Annotated in this window: 13 protein-coding genes; 4 read left to right on the top strand and 9 right to left on the bottom strand. The window is 73.6% G+C overall.

Annotation, left to right across the window (positions count from 1 at the left end; all coding sequences use genetic code 11):
• The first annotated feature begins 26 nt into the window (after positions 1-26).
• The gene (locus tag ACSNN8_RS32110; RefSeq protein ID WP_436653725.1) at positions 27-1,031 is read left to right on the top strand and encodes an MsnO8 family LLM class oxidoreductase; all 1,005 of its coding nucleotides are present in this window, start codon (positions 27-29) and stop codon (positions 1,029-1,031) included.
• Positions 1,032-1,037: 6 nt separating this feature from the next.
• Here the strand turns inward: ACSNN8_RS32110 and ACSNN8_RS32105 are convergent, their stop codons facing one another.
• Positions 1,038-2,468 carry a serine hydrolase domain-containing protein gene (locus ACSNN8_RS32105; RefSeq protein ID WP_436653724.1) on the bottom strand — a complete coding sequence of 477 codons (1,431 nt, stop codon included), beginning with the start codon at positions 2,466-2,468 and terminating at the stop codon, positions 1,038-1,040.
• Between the two features lie 134 nt (positions 2,469-2,602).
• Positions 2,603-3,067, bottom strand: coding sequence for a MarR family winged helix-turn-helix transcriptional regulator (locus ACSNN8_RS32100; RefSeq protein WP_436653723.1), 465 nt, complete (start codon positions 3,065-3,067; stop codon positions 2,603-2,605).
• Between the two features lie 74 nt (positions 3,068-3,141).
• On the opposite strand from ACSNN8_RS32100, the gene ACSNN8_RS32095 reads away from it, so the two are divergent.
• Positions 3,142-4,008: an SDR family NAD(P)-dependent oxidoreductase gene (locus tag ACSNN8_RS32095; RefSeq protein WP_436653722.1), complete on the top strand. Its 867-nt coding sequence runs from the start codon at positions 3,142-3,144 to the stop codon at positions 4,006-4,008.
• A gap of 110 nt (positions 4,009-4,118) precedes the next feature.
• Here the strand turns inward: ACSNN8_RS32095 and ACSNN8_RS32090 are convergent, their stop codons facing one another.
• Both ACSNN8_RS32090 and ACSNN8_RS32085 read right to left on the bottom strand, forming a co-directional pair.
• Positions 4,119-6,452: a hypothetical protein gene (locus ACSNN8_RS32090; protein WP_436653721.1), complete on the bottom strand. Its 2,334-nt coding sequence runs from the start codon at positions 6,450-6,452 to the stop codon at positions 4,119-4,121.
• Between the two features lie 120 nt (positions 6,453-6,572).
• A complete protein-coding gene (locus ACSNN8_RS32085; RefSeq protein ID WP_436653720.1) occupies positions 6,573-7,667 on the bottom strand; it encodes a hypothetical protein in 1,095 nt (364 codons plus the stop codon).
• A gap of 125 nt (positions 7,668-7,792) precedes the next feature.
• Between ACSNN8_RS32085 and ACSNN8_RS32080 the strand changes: the two genes are divergently transcribed.
• Complete coding sequence (locus tag ACSNN8_RS32080; RefSeq protein ID WP_436653719.1) at positions 7,793-9,745, top strand: putative bifunctional diguanylate cyclase/phosphodiesterase; 1,953 nt, start codon at positions 7,793-7,795, stop codon at positions 9,743-9,745.
• Positions 9,746-9,753: 8 nt separating this feature from the next.
• On the opposite strand, the gene ACSNN8_RS32075 is transcribed toward ACSNN8_RS32080, so the two are convergent.
• The 5 genes from ACSNN8_RS32075 to ACSNN8_RS32055 all read right to left on the bottom strand — a co-directional run bounded on the left by ACSNN8_RS32075 (position 9,754) and on the right by ACSNN8_RS32055 (position 14,235).
• Positions 9,754-10,461 carry a hypothetical protein gene (locus ACSNN8_RS32075; protein ID WP_436653718.1) on the bottom strand — a complete coding sequence of 236 codons (708 nt, stop codon included), beginning with the start codon at positions 10,459-10,461 and terminating at the stop codon, positions 9,754-9,756.
• Between the two features lie 179 nt (positions 10,462-10,640).
• Positions 10,641-11,792, bottom strand: coding sequence for an AI-2E family transporter (locus tag ACSNN8_RS32070; protein ID WP_436653717.1), 1,152 nt, complete (start codon positions 11,790-11,792; stop codon positions 10,641-10,643).
• Positions 11,793-11,894: 102 nt separating this feature from the next.
• Entirely contained in the window at positions 11,895-12,392 is a 498-nt protein-coding gene (locus tag ACSNN8_RS32065; RefSeq protein WP_436653716.1) for a MarR family winged helix-turn-helix transcriptional regulator, read from the bottom strand.
• A gap of 17 nt (positions 12,393-12,409) precedes the next feature.
• Positions 12,410-13,273 carry an MBL fold metallo-hydrolase gene (locus ACSNN8_RS32060; RefSeq protein WP_436653715.1) on the bottom strand — a complete coding sequence of 288 codons (864 nt, stop codon included), beginning with the start codon at positions 13,271-13,273 and terminating at the stop codon, positions 12,410-12,412.
• Between the two features lie 86 nt (positions 13,274-13,359).
• The gene (locus ACSNN8_RS32055; protein ID WP_436653714.1) at positions 13,360-14,235 is read right to left on the bottom strand and encodes a helix-turn-helix transcriptional regulator; all 876 of its coding nucleotides are present in this window, start codon (positions 14,233-14,235) and stop codon (positions 13,360-13,362) included.
• A gap of 101 nt (positions 14,236-14,336) precedes the next feature.
• Here ACSNN8_RS32055 and ACSNN8_RS32050 point away from each other — a divergent pair, with 101 nt between their 5' ends.
• A complete protein-coding gene (locus ACSNN8_RS32050; RefSeq protein ID WP_436653713.1) occupies positions 14,337-15,665 on the top strand; it encodes a multidrug effflux MFS transporter in 1,329 nt (442 codons plus the stop codon).
• Positions 15,666-15,667 lie beyond the last annotated feature (2 nt).

The raw sequence follows: 15,667 nt of genomic DNA, 5'->3' as shown, positions 1-15,667 counted from the left end.
CCCCGGCCGGCGACGCTGGAACTGCGGTGATCGACTCCCGGCTGCACGTCTCGATCCTGGACCGGTCCCGCACCCGCGCCGGCGAGCCCGAGCCGGCGGCGCTGCGGGGCACGGTGGCGCGCGCGACCCACGCCGAGCGGCTCGGATACGACCGCTTCTGGGTGGCCGAGCACCACGGCGTCCCCGGGGTCGCGGGCTCGGCCCCGGCGGTGCTGCTCGCAGCCGTCGCGGGCGCGACGCGGACCATCCGGATCGGGTCGGCCGGGGTGATGCTGCCGCACCACCAGCCGCTCGTCGTCGCCGAGCAGTTCGCCACGCTGTCCGCCTTCGCCGCGGGCCGGGTCGACCTGGGGCTCGGCCGCTCGCCCGGCTTCACCGCGCCGGTGCGCCGGGCGCTGCGGCAGACCGAGCGCGACTTCGCCGCGGACCTCGCCGAGCTGCGCGCGTTCCTCACCGGGACGGCGGAGATCGGCCTGCACCCGCAGCCGCAGGGCACGGTGCCGCTGTACGTGCTGGCCACCGGCACCGGCCTGCACATCGCCGCGCAGCTCGGGCTGCCGGTGATCGTGGGTGGCCCGCTGCTGGGCGTCGGCGGCGACCCGGCGCCCGGGCTGGCGGCGCTCGCCGCGTACCGGCGTGCCTTCCGCCCCTCCCCGGCGCAGCCGGAGCCGTGGGTGGCGATCAGCCTCGACGTGCTGGTCGCCGACACCGCCGCGGAGGCCGCCGACCTGATGCTGCCCGAGGCCTGGGCGATGGCGCAGAGCCGTACCACCGGGGTGTTCCCGCCGCTGGAACCGGTGGACGTGGTCCGGTCCGCCGGCCGGACACAGCGCCAGCAGCAGTACGTCGAGCAGACCGCCGCGGCGGCGATCACCGGCACGCCGGCCCAGGTCGAGCAGCGGCTCGCCGAGCTGCTCGACCGCACCGGGGCCGCCGAGCTGGTCGCCGCGGGCAGCACCTTCGACCGGTCCGCGCTGGCCGCCTCCGACGCGGCGCTGGCCGCCCTGTTCGGCGCGACCGCCCCGCGGTGAACGCCGCTACGCGACGTCGGGCCGGGTCATCAGCGGCGACCGCAGATGCACCGTCAGCTCGGGCGTGGTCAGCGGCACGACGTTCCACGTCGCCACGGCCGTCCCCGCGTCGGCGTCGACCACCAGCCGGACCCGGTGCGGGGTGGTGATCACGACGAGGTCGGCGACGAACGTGCCGCCCTGCCAGCCGCCCGACGCGACCACCGGGCGGCCGAGCGGCGAGCTCTCCCGCCACGCGCCGTGACCCGCCTCGACGGTGAGCGACGACCCGAACCGCAGGAGCCACCCGCCGTACGCGGAATCGACGACCACCGGCGTGCCGTCGGGCACGGGCGCATCCTCGGCCGGGCCCTGGATCCTCGCCTCGACCGGGCCGTGCGGGCCGGCCGTGCCCGGCACCGGCGCGAGCGACAGCTGCCGCAGCCGATCGGCGAGGGCCTCGTCGTCCCCGGTGCTGTCCGCACAGCCCAGGCCGGGCAGCAGGCACTCCCAGACGGCGTCGAGCATCGCCTGCTCGGCCTGCGTGGCGGCGGTCACGGCCACCACGAGGTCGTGCTCGGGGACGACCAGGCACTGCTGGCCGTAGGCGCCGTTGCCGAAGTAGCCGTGACGCGACCTCCAGAACTGATACCCGTACCCGCGGAGCCAGTCGGGCTCCGCCCCGCCGACCTCCGCGGGCAGGGTCTCGATGTGCCGCCGGGTCGCGAGCCGCACCCAGTCGCGCGGAACCAGTTGCCGGTCGCCCCACCGGCCCTCGCGCCGCAGCAGCTCGCCGAAAGCGGCGACGGCCTCGGTCGTCAGGTGCAGCCCGTGGAAGCCGAAGGCGGCGCCGCTCGCCACCCTGTCCCACTCGGCGTGCTCGACGCCCATCGGCCCGAACAGGCGCTCGCCGAGCAGCTCCGGCAGGGCGCGGCCGGTCACCCGTTCCACCATCCGGGCCAGCAGGAACGTGGTCGCGTTGTCGTAGGCGTGCCGCGTCCCCGGCTCGTCCGGGAACGGCACGCGCAGAAAGCCCCGCACCAGGTCGCCCGGTTCCAGGCGCCAGGCCTCGGTGAGGCTGTCGGTGTGATGCCCGCTCGTCATCGACAGCAGGTGGTGGACGGTGACGCGGCTTCCCCGCTGCGAGACGCCGGCCGGTACGTGATCGGGCAGCACGTCCACCACCCGGTCGTCGAGCGAGAGCAGCCCGTCGGCGACGGCGAGCCCCACGGCGACCGACGTGAACGACTTGGTCAGCGAGTAGAGAAGGTGCGGACGCCCCGGCGAGTACGGCGCCCACCAGCCCTCGGCCACGACCACGCCCCGGCGTACGACCATGATGGAGTGACACTCGACGGACCGCGCCTCGAGCCGGTCCAGCAGCGCGGCGATCGCCCGCGACGACACCTGTGCGGCGGCCGGCGCCGAGCGCGGCAGCAGGGCAGGTCGCGAGGGCATCCGGGCACGGTAGCGCCCCGGCAGGGACGGACGCCGGCCGGGCCGGTCCCTTAGGGTCGGCGGATGGAGCCCGCCCCTCGCCGCCGGCGCGGACACCGGGGGCAACGTCGACGAGTGACCAGCGCCCAGCGCGGTCAGGCAGGTTCCGCGGACGTGAGCCGGCCGAGCAGGCCGACCAGCAGCGCGAGGTCGTCGTCGGGCCAGTCCTCGGTGCGCTCCCGGAACACGTCGCCGCGGTCCTTCAGCGTCGCGGCGACCCGTTCCCGGCCGTCCGCGCTGAGCCCCACGATGACGCTGCGCCTGTCCTCCGGGTTCGGCGACGCCTCGAGCAGGCCGAGGGAGCGCATCCTGCCGATCAGGGTGCTGGTGGAGCTGCGATCCATGTGCACGGCCTCGGCCACCTCGGAGGGTTTCGCGGGCCCGAACGCGTAAAGCCAGCGGGCGATGTGGAAGGCCGCCGGCTGCAGCTGCGGGTGGAAATGTGCGGCGCTGCGCTCGCTCAGGGCGCGGGTCGCGCTGACGAGGGCGTTGATCTGCTCCCCGAGCGCCAGCTCGAGCTCGGAGCGACGTGGCTGACCGCTCTCCGGCATGGTTTGCATATCTCCACTATAAGGCGCTACAGTGATGGGCATATGCAAACTATCTTTCTGCAGCCGCCTTTGTCGGTCCGCTCATGACGCCACCCGTCCGCCGCCTCGAACGCGAGTGCACGATCGTCGTCACCGGAGCCACCAACGGCCTCGGCCGCCTCGCCGCCATCGACCTCGCCCGCCGGGGTGCACGCCTCGTGATCACCGCCCGCAGCCCGGAGAAGGCCGCCCAGGCCCGCCACGACCTCGGCCCCGCCCCGGTCGACGTCTACCTCGGCGACTTCACCCGCCTCGACGACGTGCGGCGCATCGGCGCCGAGATCGCCGACCGATACCCCCGCATCGACGTGCTCGTCAACAACGCCGGAATCCACGCGTTCCAGCCGCGCACCACACTCGACGGCTTCCCCGAGATGGTCGCCGTCAACTACCTCGCCCCCTGGTTGCTCACCCAAGCTCTGTTGCCCGCCTTGCGCCGCGCGCCCGCCGCCCGGGTCGTCACCGTTGCCTCCGAAGCGTCGCGCAGGCACGGAACCCTGCGCATCCCGCAGGATCTGACCGAGGCGGCCCCGTTCACCGCCCGCGGGTCGTCCGAGCTCTACGGCAAGACCAAGCTGCTCGACATCATGTTCACGATGGAGCTGGCCCGACGGCTGGCGGGCGGCACGGTCACCGCGAACTGCCTCGATCCCGGCTTCAACACGACAGGCCTCGGCCGCGAACTGCGTTTCGCCGGCCCGCTCGAGAAGGTCCTCACCCGGCTCGGCATAGGCAACCCCGCCCGCGGCGCCGGCCTCATCGTCGCCCTCGCCACCGACCCCGCCTTCACCGGCCGGAGCGGCGGTTACTACACCGTCCGCGGAACCCGCCGGATCCAGCCCCCTCCGCCCGGCGACGACCCCGAACGCCAGGCCCACCTCTGGCGCGAAACCGAGCGACTGCTCGCGTGACCGCGGCGGCCACACACCTCGACACACGGCCGCAAGGCGGCCGGTCCCGAACGCCGCCGGGTGGAGGTCGCCCGACGCATCGACGGGCCGGAGGAGCGGCCGTCAGCCGGTCACGGGACCTCGTGGACGGTGACCGGGCCGGCGGTGTAGCGGACCGGGGCGATCCGGGCCAGGCGGGCGGAGACCCCCTTGGGCACGCGCCGGTCGGCCAGGAGCCAGCGCACCCCGTAGCGGCGCTTCAGCTCGGCCAGGTCGGACGGGTTCGCCTTGGTGAAGACGCGCTCGTTGAGGGCGAAGCGCTCGGGATAAGGCGCGGGCTGCAGGGCGTAGCGCAGGCCGTTGACGCCGTCCTGCGCCACTGCCTGGTCGGTGTATCCCCAGCTTTCCACGACCGTACGGCGGCCGCCTAGCGCGGTGACCCAGAAGGCCCGCGAGTCGCACGAGGCCTTGTAGGTGATCGGGTTGCAGTGCACGTTGGTCGCCACGATGTCGTCGTCGCCGGCGTGCCGGTCGATCCAGAGCGCCGCGGCCGTCTCGTCGCGCGTGACGATCCGCTGCGGGGTCTCGACCGGCGGGGGCGGCTCGGTGAGGGCCTCTACGGTGGACCGGGTCTGCTGGTCGACGTTCAGGGTGATGCCGGCGCCGAGGACGGCGGCGGCCAGCGCGACGGGCAGCGCGCGCCACGCCAGCCGTCCGGTGCGGGCCCGCCACACCAGCAGGCCGATCGTGGCCGCCACGACGGCCGCGACCGCGGAGGCCAGCATGGGCAGCCACAGGGTCCAGCTCCAGCTCGAGAACGACGGCTGCCCGGGGACGGCGGGGTCGGGCACGACCAGGAACCAGGCGGCGCCGGCCACGAACCCCGCGATGACCGGCCGGACGCTGGTGGTGTGCTCGGCCAGGTACCAGACCGACAGGACGGCGGCGAAGGGGATGACCGTGGCGAAGAAGTAGCCCTGGCTGGCGGACGGATGCCAGAACAGCCAGGCCGCGCCGACACCGGCCGCGGTGACGCCGGCGAACAGCCACGCGACGGGATCGCGCCGGGTGCGGGCGGCGCCGACCGACAGCACACCGAGCAGGCGGGGCGCCTGCGCGAGCAGCCACCAGACGAACAGGGCGGTCAGGAACACCAGTCCGGTCGCGGTGGCGTTCTCGATGCCGCTGGGCAGCAGGCGGGTGCCGTCGATGACCTCCTCGGCTCCGAGGGTCGTGCGGTAGGGCGCGAAGAACCACATCAGCGAGAGCGGCTGGACCGCGAGGATCCCCGCGCCGCCCCCGGCGAAGATCTTGATGCCGGCGAGCATCGCCGCGAGCACGAGGCTGAGGAAGACCAGCAGCGGCCGCAGCCGGGCGCGGTCGGTGACCAGGACGACGAGACCCGCCAGCACGAGCCCGGCGACCACGGGCGGAAGGGTGCTCGACTTCGCCCCCGCGCACGCCAGCGCGACCGGCAGGACCAGCACCCACCCGTACCCCAAACGGCGTCCCCGCAGCAGGTCCACCGCCAGGATCAGCAGCAGCGCGAGCAGCGGGAAGGCGTACGTCTGGGATGGACTGTTGGGCCCGATCGGCCCGGAACCGGGGATGCCCGGCGCGCTGAGCGCCAGCGGCAGCCCGACGATCGCGGCCGCGCCGGCGAGCGCGCCCGCCCACCACTTGCCGCTGAGCTCGCGGCCGAGCGTCGCCGTCACGAGGACGCTGACGACGGTGATCGGGACGATCCAGAGCCGTAGCAGGATGGTGGCCGGCGCGATCCCGGTGACCATGCTCGCGGTCGCCATGTCGGCGTTGGCCAGGAAGTGGTAGCGCAGCGGGTCGCCGGCCAGCTGGGGCACCTCGAACGGCATGGTGCGGGTCATCTCGTGCACCAGCGACAGGTGGTAGAGGACGTCCTGGTAGTAGTACGCGGTCGCCGGTGGCAGCGGGACGCGGGTCCAGCCGGGGTAGTTCATCAGGACCACGACGACCAGGGTCGCGGCCACCATCCAGGACCAGCGCACCGGCAGCGGGCGCGGATCGGTGATCCGCCAGTGCCGGCGCAGCCGCGGCACCGCGACGAACACCGCGATCACCAGCAGCGGCCAGACGGGCAGGAGGGCCTGAAGACCGGTCGCGGCGGCGAGCGCCCATCCTGTGAGCACGATCACCAGGCCCGCGGCCGAGCCGAGGCCCAGATCCTCGGGCAGGTTGCCGCGGCTGCCGCGCAGGGCGCGGTACGTGAGGGTGCCCGGAACGGCGACACCGACCAGGAAGTACGCCAGGTAGCGCGCCATGGCGGACCAGCCGACGTCGGTGCTGCTCCACGCCAGGACCAGCGCGGCGAGCGGAAGGACCCACGGCAGCAGGGCGAGCGAGGCGCGGCGGAGGTCGCCCCGGTCCGGAGGACGGGGCGGATCCACCGGCAGGCTCGGCGGGACGGCCGCCTCCAGGGTCATCGACACGGCCGAGACTCTACGAGAAAGGATTCACGTTCGGGAACCGGCCGGAGGGCGGCGCCGAGCGGGCCGGTCGGCCGATCGGTCCCGGACGCCGTTCGCCGGCGGACGGTGACGGCCGCCGGCTCAGGGGGTGTCGCGGTGGTAGGTGTACGCCGCGGCGTGCACCGCGTCGTCGGTCTCCAGGCCCGCGCCGAGCGCGCCGCCCACCGTCGCCAGGGAGCTGGTGAACCAGGCCAGCTGCAGGTAGTCGCCCGCGCCGACCGGGTGACCGACGCCGCCGGCCAGCAGCTGCGGCAGCACGAGCACCTTCGCGAGCACCGCGGCCACGACGAAGAGCACCGCGTACAGGGCGCCGACGCCGATGAGCAGCGTCGCCACCGTGGCGAGGTTGAACAGGGTGACCTGCCGGCGCTGCCCCGGCCGGCGCGCCCGCTCCCAGAGGTTCCCGCCGATGAGCAGCGTCAGCACGACGGCGGCCACCGCGCCCACGGCCAGGGCGGTCAGCCGGACCGGGCCGAACGCGTCGGCCAGCCGCCAGATGTCGGAGGTCACCAGCGCGAACACCCCGGCGGCGACCGCGGCGGTCAGCGCCCGGCTCAGTCCCGCGGCGAGCTGCCAGGGCCGGTTCGCGCGGATCATCCCGGTCAGCAGCCGGACGTTGCCGGTCAGCACGCGGGCCGGGAACAGCAGCGCCGGCCCGGACTCCTCGGTGTCGTCCGCGAGCTCGCGCAGCCGGTGCGTGGCGCGGACGCGGCGCCGGGCGTCCCCGTCGTCGCCGGTCTCCCCGATCAGGGCGTCGACGAGCCCGGCCACGGCATCGCGGGCGCGACGGCGTACGCCGACCGCCCCCAGAGCCGGCAGCGAGACGACCGCGACCGAGTGCACCGGGCTGGCGTGCGCCACCACCGGGCGGCGGTCCGCCCGCAACGGCAGGTCGGTCAGGCAGACCGCCAGGTCCCAGTCGTGCTCCAGCAGCCGGTCGCGCGCGGCGGCCACCAGCTCGTCGTCGGCGGCGGGCGGCTGCACCAGCGCGTCCCGCAGCACCGGCACCCGCCAGGAGATGTCCGGGTGGCGCTCCCGCAGCGCCTGCTCGACGTCGCCGATCAGGTGCGTCCGCAGCTCCTCGCTCGCGTCCGGCGGGACGATCAGGCCGACGACCACCTCGGCGGACTGCGCGGTCGCGGCCCGCGCCGGGCTGGGGGAAGAGCTAGGTGTCACGCCGGTGCCCGTACCCACCGTCATGATCACTCATGCCCCGCCGCAAAGGCTCAAGTCCTCCGTGTCGTGCCCGATGAGGGTGGCCGACCGGAGCCCGCTCGGCGCTCCCTCGGCAAGGGGCACATGTGGTGGACGGGCCGTGGCAGATCCTCAGCACCGTCGAGGTGCCCGTGCTGCACGCCGACGGCCACGAATTGCTGACCGAGCTGGCGCTGTCGCAGTGGTCGCAGAACGGCAGCGTGCGCTACACCGCGATCGTCCGCGACATCACCGCCCAGCGACGCGCGGAACAGGCCGCCGCGCTGATCCGTCACGCCGCGCTCACGGCCAACGACACGGACACCTTCGCCACCGCGGCCGCCGCGGTGGTCCGGGAGGTCTGCACCCGGATGGGCTGGCTCGCGGGGCACGCCTGGGCGCCCGACGGCGGACCCGCCGAGTGGCACGTCGCCGACGAGCACCACCCGGCCGGCCGCTGCGCGCTGCGGGAGTTGGCCGCGGACGGCTGCGCGCCGCGCCTGCACGAGATGGGCTTCGACGCGGTCGCCCGCGTGGCGACCCGGCCCGAGGATCTGCGGCCCATGGGCGCGGCCGTGCACGAATGCGGCATCGGCCCCGCGGTCGCCGTGCCCGCGCTCGCCGGGGGAGAGGTCGGCGGCCTGCTGGCCTTCTATCTGCCCGCCGGCAGCCCGGCCCCGCACGCCGACATCGTGGCCGCCCTCGAGCAGGTCGGGCTGGCCCTCGGCCGGGTGGTGGAGCGGCAGCGCACCAAGGACGCCCTCGCCTGGCAGGCCGGCCACGATCCGGTCACCGACCTCGCGAACCGGCGGCTCCTGCTGGAGCACATCGGCCGGGTCCAGCAGGAGGGCGCCGGCGGCGCCGCGGTCCTGCTGGTCAACCTCGATCGGTTCCGGCTGGTCAACGACTCGCTCGGGTACGCCGTCGGCGACCAGGTGCTGCGGATGGTCGCCGACCGGCTGCGCCGCGCGGCCGACGAGGACGACCTGGTGGCACGGCTGAGCGCCGACGAGTTCGTCGTGCTCTCCCGGCAGGCGCCCTGCCTCGACCTCGCCGACCGGCTGCGCCGGACGTTGCGCGAGCCGCTGACCGTCGCGGGACATCACGTACGGGTGCGCGCCGGCATCGGCATCTGCGTGGTCATGCCCGGGCCGGCGCTTCCGGCCGCCGTGCTGCGCAACGCCGACGCGGCCCTGCGGCAGGCGAAACGGCGCGGCCCCGAGCAGATCCACGTCTTCGACGCGACCCTCGCCTCCACCGCCGAACAACGCATCGAGGACGAGATCGCGCTGGCCCAGGCGATCACCGGCGGCGAGCTGGTGCTGCACTACCAACCCATCGTCGCGCTGGAGACCGGCCGGCCCGTCGGCGCCGAGGCGCTGGTGCGCTGGCAGCGGCCCGGACACGGCATGGTGGCGCCGGACCGCTTCATCCCGCTGGCCGAGGAGAGCGGGCTCATCGTCGACCTGGGCGGCTGGGTGCTGCGCCGGGCCTGCTTCGACGCCGCCGCCTGGGTGTCCACCGTCCCCGCCATGGGCGCCGCCTCGATCAGCGTGAACGTCTCCGCCCGGCAGCTGACGCACCCGCGTTTCGTGGGCGACCTGCACGCTGCCCTGGTCGACAGCGGGCTCGACCCGCAGCGCCTGATCCTCGAGATCACCGAGACGGCCCTCATCGCGGAGCCCGACGCGGTCATCGAGACGCTGCACGCCGTCCGGGCGTACGGGGTGCAGCTCGCGCTGGACGACTTCGGGACCGGCTACAGCTCGCTCAGCTACGTGCAGCGGCTGCCCGCCACGATCCTCAAGATCGACAAGAGCTTCGTCGACCCGATCACCGGGCCGGGCGCCGGTACCGCCCTCAGCGAGGTCGTCATCAAGCTCGCCCAGGCCACCGGGCTGCGAACCGTGGCCGAGGGCGTCGAGAGCCCCGAGCAGGCCGAGGCGCTGCGGCTGCTGGGCTGCCACCGAGGCCAGGGCTACACCTGGTCGCGACCGGTGCCGCAGGAGCACCTGGCGGCCGCGGTCGCGGCGCCGGCCGCGGTGCCGGCGACGACGTAGTCCCGGGGTCATCCCGTCAGGGCCGCCCAGATCACCGTGTCGTCGCCGTCGACCATGACGCCCCAGTGGTCGGCCACCGTGTGCAGGATCAGCAGGCTGAGGTTGGTCGTCGCGTCGAAGCGCGGCGTGAGGCCCGTCTCGGTGCCGCCGCGCACCCAGAGGTAGAGGGTGTCCTGGTGCAGCAGGGCGGTGACGCTCATCATCGTCGACGCGTGCCGGGTGGTCAGGCTGACCAGCTCGGTGGCGATCAGGGTGGCCGCGTCGACGTGCCGGGTGAGGTCCCACGCGACGCAGGCGTCGGTGACGATGTCGCGGGTGCGCCGCAGGGCGCCGCAGACCGGCAGGACGTGCTCGGTCAGGAACGGTGACCGCAGCGGCCCGACGGCGAGTGCCTCACACGCCCGGGCGAAGTGCCGGCTGACGCACGCCTCGCCTCCGAGCCGGCCGTCGCCCGCGGCGAGGGGCTCGCCCGCCAGCAGCAGGGAGGTGCCGCAGGTGATGCTGCTGCGCCCCGCGGGCAGACCCGAGGCGGTCAGGAACGCCTGGTTCACCGGGTCGAGCTCGGACAAGTCCATGATCAGATCGCCCGGCTGCCGGGCGCAGTGATGCAGGAGCGCGGCACGCAGCGCCGTGACCGAGTCCTCGTCGGGCCGGCCGTGGATGGCGACGTGCACGGTCGCCGAGCCCGAGTCGACCTGCCATGTCAGCGGTGGCAAGACACGAGCTTCCGACGGGCGCCAGGGCGCAGCCGCCGGCGGGAGCACCGGCTCGGCTCCCGACCGGCGGGGCTGCGATGTGAACATGAATCTGTCGTCACTCGTCCCGCGTACCCCGGAACCGAGCGATTAGCCCCATGCGGACCGCTCAATGCCCACGGTCCGCGACCGGCCGACGATCAGGACGCCTGTCCGTTCCTCGTCGATGCGCCGGCCGCTGCTGCCGGCTCGGCGGCGGCGCCGGCATCGACGGGCACGCGGTCCTCGCCGACGGTCGGTTCGGGCTTGAGCCGGCCGCGCCGGGTGTCCCAGATGTCCCGGGCGATGATCTGGATGATGCCCGCGACCGGGATGGCGAGCAGCGCGCCCAGGATGCCGGCCAGCTCCACCGCGATGAGGATCGCGATCAGCACGGTGAGCGGGTTGACCTTGACTGTGCGGGCGAAGATCAACGGCTGCAGCAGGTGGTTCTCCAGCTGCTGGTACAGCACGAAGAAGACGATGACGACGATGCCCGCCGTGGTCGACTCGACGAAGGCCGCCAGGGTGGCGACGACCGCGCCCAGCGTCGCGCCCACCAGGGGGATCAGGTCGGCGAGCCCGACGAACAGGGCGATCAGTCCGGCGTACGGGACTCCCATGATCGCGAGGACCGCGTACGTGAGGCCGCCGCAGATAACGCTGATGAGCAGGTTGCCGGTGATGTAGCCGGTGATGGTCTTGGCGCAGTCGTGGCCGACCCGGCGGATGCGCTCGGCGCGCCGGTCGTCGAACAGCGCGAGGAAGCCGTCGACGACCTTGGGCGCCTCGAGCACCATCAGATAGGCGAGCACGAAGATCGTCACGATGCCCGCGACGCTGGTGGCCGCGCCCCGCAGGACGGAAAGGGTGGGTGCGCCCAGGCGGCCCGCGTACTCGCGGAACTGGTCGGTGTGGCTCTGCGCGTACTCCAGCAGGTTGAACCGTTCGATCAGGCCGCCCACCGGGCCGCGCCCGGTCCGCGCGTCCTCGACGATCTTGGGGAAGTCGGCCACCACCTGGGTGCCCTCGCGGACCAGAGGCACGATGAACAGGGTGACCAGCGCGCCGATGAGCACGAGCGCGACGAGGAAGACCAGCAGCGTGGCGAGCCAGCGCCGGCCGAACGCGGCACGGCGCTGCACCCAGGTGACCGCCGGGTTCAGCGCGACCGCGAAGAAGACGGCCACCAGGATCCAGGTCAGCACCTGGCTGGTGGCGCGGACGAGGAAGAGAACGAGAAGGGTGGCGAGGACGAGGCCGATGACCACCATCGTCCGCCGGGCCACCACGCGGGTGTCTTGACTACTCACCGGAATGCGCTACCCGTGCCATCACCGGGCAAACGGGAAATGCTCGGCGAGAATTCTTATGGAGAAGCGTTTACGACGTATACGGGTACGTTGATATCCGCTTCACAAACAGGACCCCCGGTCCTCCGCGTCGCCGATGATCGCAAAGAGCATCCGGCGCAGGTCCCGGACCTGGTCCCCGCCGAAGCCGTCGAGCACGGAGGCCTCGACGGCGGCACACGCGGCCGCCACCTTCGCCCGTACGGTGTCGCCTTCGCCGGTGATCACCGGGATCCGCAGCCGGCGGTCGCGCGCGGCGTGCCGGCGCTCGACCAGCCCCCTGCGCTCGAGCCGGTCCAGCTCGCTCATCAGCGTGGTCTTGTCGAGCCCGAGGGATCGGCCCAGCTCACCCTGGGTGAGGCCGGGCGACTTGTCGAGCGCGCTCAGCACGATGTACTCGCGCAGCGTCAGGTCGTGCTGCTCGGCGACCTCGCCGGTGGCCGCGCGCAGACGCTGGGCCGCCCGGTGCAGCAGCCAGGTGATCTCGGAGTCGAGGGACGGGACCGGCCCGGCGACGCCGGGCTCGGGCGATGGCTGGCTTCGCGATGGCTGGCTGCGCATCCGAGAACCGTACGTCCTCAGGACGGCCACGCCGCACCCTCGGGGACCAGCAGGGGGATGGCGGCGTACGAGCCGAGGTCGTGCGCGGGGACGATCCGCACCAGGCCGTCCAGGGCGATCACGCGGAGCAGGTCCTGCCGTACCTGCTCGGGGTCGCTGTCGGCGAGCTTGCGGAGCAGCCACGGCCGTTCGGCCCGCCGGCGGATGCCGTCGATCTGCCACGTCAGGTCGCCGATGAACGCGTACCGGTCGCCGGACGGCACGGTCACGAAGACGATCACCGAGCCGGTCGTGTGGCCGCCCGCGTGCACGACGACCACCGACCCGTCGCCGTGCACGTCGTAGCTCGAGTCGAACCCGAGATACGGCCGATTCTCGAACCCGTACTCGTGCACGTCGTGCCCCCGCGACACGTGCCGGAACACCTTGCCGTCCGGGTCCTCGGCGGCGTACTGCCGTTCATCCGCGTTCATCCACATCGGAACGTCCCGCAGGCTGTCGAGGCCGCTCACGTGATCCCAGTGCGCGTGCGTCAGCAGCACACCTTTCAGCCCGCCGCGGTCGTAGCCGGCCGCGTCGAGCTGCTCGCCGACCGTCCGGCCCGCCTCGTAGGGGGCGCGCACGAAGCGGGGGAGCATCCCGACGTGCGTGGCGACGCCCGCGCCGAAGCCCGCGTCGATCAGCAGGTCCCCCTTCGGGTGCCGCACCAGCACCGCGGAGGCCGCGAAGGGTCGCTTGTCACGAAACGACCCACCGCGTACGGCGAGGGCCGCGCGGGTCTCGTAGGTGCCCGTCGGCAGGTGGTGGACCGCCATGCCCGCGGGCGGCCGCGCGGGCGGCAGTGGTCCGGTCCAGGGGGTCGGCGCGGGGAGAGAAGCCATGCCCGATAACGTACGAGCCGAGAACGTCTGACACAAGACTTTCTTGGCTCAGATGTTATCGGACGGCACGGCGGGCGCGAGCGGCCTCAGCGGTCGGACGCGGCGGGGAGGGGTTCCGTGGTGGCGGCCCAGGAGGCGAGCAGGGTGAGGGCCTGCGCGGTCGGCGAGGCGGGCTCGGCGGCGTAGACGGTGAGGGCGGCGCCGTCCTCGGCTCGCAGGTCCATGGTCTCGTAGGCCAGCTCGAGCTCGCCGACGATGTGGTGCCGGAAGGTCTTGACGCCGGTGCCGTGGATGCGCACGTTGTGCGCGCCCCAGCGGCGGCGGAAGTCGTCGCTGCGGGTGGACAGCTCGCCGACCAGGTCGTGCAGGCCCTTGTCGTGGGGGTCCTTGCCCGCGGCGGTGCGCAGGTTCGCGACCAGCATGTCCGCGGCGAGGTTCCAGTCCGGATAGAAGCGGTGGGCGGCGGCGTCGAGGAAGGTGAACAGCCCGAAGTTCGGCACCCCGTGCGCGCCGGCGTAGACGTCGCTGTACATGGCCCGGCCGAGCAGGTTGGCGGCCAGCAGGTCCTGCCGGTTGCTCACGACGATCGCCGGCGCGGTGATCGCGTCCAATGTCCACTGCAGGCTCGGGCGTACGGTCCACTTCTTGCCCCGGCGGTGCGGCCGGACCAGCGCGCTGGTGCCGTTGGCCTCCTGCGCCAGGCGCATCAGGTGGGCGCGTTCGGCCTCGTCGAGCTGCAGCGCCCGGGCGATCGCCTCCAGCACACCGGCCGAGACGCCCGCCAGCGAGCCGCGTTCGAGCTTCGCGTAGTACTCGACGCTCATCCCGGCCAGCGCGGCCACCTCGCTGCGGCGCAGCCCGGGAACGCGGCGCTGTCCCGCGGTGGGGATCCCGGCCCGCTCCGGGGTGATCTTCGCGCGGCGCGTGGTGAGGAAGTCGTGCACCTCGGCTCGATTGGTCACGCTCTCGACCGTACGGCGGAAGCTCCTGAACTGGGATGTACTGCCGGTACACCTCTCGTCGGTGACTTCCCGGCACAGCGCCGGCACGGTGTTGTGGGGTCATGACTGCAACGCTCGACGAGCACCGGACACGGCGCCGGGCCGGCCTGTCCACCGCCCTGATCGCCACCGTCGTGTTCCTGACCGCGATCGCGCCGCTGGCGACCGACATGTACGTGCCGGCGTTCCCGAGCGTCGCGGGCGACCTGTCGGCGACCGCCACCCAGGTGCAGCTGACGCTCACCACGTTCTTCGTCGGGATGGCGCTGGGGCAGCTGATCGGCGGGCCGGTGTCCGACCGGTACGGCCGGCGCCGGTTGCTGGTCGCCGCGGTCGCGGTGATGGCCGCGGCGTCGGTGGTGTGCGCGCTGACGCCGTCGATCGGGGTCATGACCGGCGCCCGGTTCGTGCAGGGCTTCGCCGGCGGCTGGGCCATGGTCATCGGGCGGGCCGTCATCGTCGACCTGGCGCGCGGCGCCCGGCTGGTGCGCGTCCTCAACGTGATCGCCGGGGTGGGCGGCCTCGCACCGATCGCCGGGCCGCTGCTGGGCGCGGTGATCCTGCAGCTGTCGGGGTGGCGCATGTCGTTCTGGGCCGTGGCGGCTCTGGGTGTGGCGATGGTCGTGGCGGTGCTGGTCGCCGTCCCCGAGTCGCTGCCACCGGGGCAACGGCACGGCGGCGGCCTGCGGACGTTCGCCGTCGCCGGGCGGCAGGTGGTGAGCAACCGGCGGTACGTCGGCTACGTGCTGGTCAGCGGCTCGGGCATGGGCGCGGTCTTCGCGTACGTCGCGACCTCGGCGTTCGTGCTGCAGTCGATGAACGGCCTGTCGCCGATCGCGTACTCGGTCGACTTCGCCGCCAACGCCGCCGGCATGACCGTCGCCGCCCTGGTCGCCGCCCGGCTGGTCGGCCGGATCGCCACCCGGAAGGTCATCCTCGCCGGGCAGGTCGCCGCGCTGACGGCAGGCGTGGCGATGCTGGCAGGCGCGTTGTGGTTCGGCACGCCGCTGCCGCTGGCGATGGTCTGTTTCTTCGTGCTGATGACCGCGCAGGGGCTCATCGGGCCCAACGGCGGCGCGCTGGCCTCCGCCGAGGTTCCCGCCCACCCGGGCACCGGATCGGCGATGCTCGGCTTCGTCACCTGGGTCGCCGCGGGCGTCATCGCCCCGATCGCCGGGCTCGGCGGCGAGCACACCGCCGTGCCGATGGCGGTGCTCGTGACCGGCTGCACCGTCGTGTCCCTGCTCGGACTGCTCCTCCTGGCCCGCCCCGCCGGCGTGCGCACGAACAGGCACTCACACGTGCTGGAGGCCGGGCCCGGCGGCTCCGACCCGACCACCTGGCTCGAGCCCGTCGCCGACGAGGTCTACGAGCAGGCGAACAAGCAGTGACC

Origin of the sequence: Actinoplanes sp. URMC 104 (assembly GCF_051386375.1) — a bacterium.
Classification (GTDB): Bacteria; Actinomycetota; Actinomycetes; order Mycobacteriales; family Micromonosporaceae; genus Actinoplanes.
Note: the sequence above shows the minus strand (reverse complement) of the source record. Positions and strands in the feature narration are given on the sequence as shown.